The 546-nt window shown below is 48.0% G+C and carries 1 protein-coding gene and 1 pseudogene; both read right to left on the minus strand.

Annotation, left to right across the window (positions count from 1 at the left end):
- Positions 1-128: ATP-dependent metallopeptidase FtsH/Yme1/Tma family protein (locus AC5O77_RS22485; RefSeq protein WP_494507257.1), on the minus strand; the 128-nt coding region annotated here is incomplete at its 3' end.
- A gap of 99 nt (positions 129-227) precedes the next feature.
- Positions 228-494: pseudogene (locus AC5O77_RS22490) on the minus strand (SAM-dependent methyltransferase).
- Positions 495-546: the final 52 nt, after the last annotated feature.

Raw genomic sequence — 546 nt, forward strand, 5'->3', positions numbered from 1 at the left:
TTATTGACCTCTTGTAGGAAGGTAGAGTAATCCACCTTACGGCCATTAGACTCGCTGGGCCCAAAGCTCTGGAATACTGACATCAGCACAACGGCAATGACCAGCCAGAGTATTAGGTTTTTCTCCATGTCACTCAAGGGATTAACCTCTTATTACAAATGTGTTAAAAACAGCTTCAGGATACTCTATATCCAGCATCTTTCAAACTTTCGTCTGAAATCTCCCGGTTAGGGTTTACGCCCGGTCGCTACAATATACACTTCCCGCGAACGTGCACGAGAAGAGTCCGGCTTACGAACTTTGACCTTCGTAAACAGGGAGCGAATTTCCCGTAGTTACTCGTCAAAGCCATCTCCCTGGAACACCTTCACCAGGAAACTTCCGCCTGGTGCGAGGACATCACGACACATTTCCAGTGCTAATTCCACCAGATACATCGATCTTGGAATATCGACCGCCTGGGTGCCACTCATATTCGGGGCCATGTCAGACATGACCACCTGAACCTTGCTTTCACCTACACGATCCAACAGCGCCTTTAATACC

Source organism: Stenotrophomonas sp. INTA L402-1 (assembly GCF_059295135.1).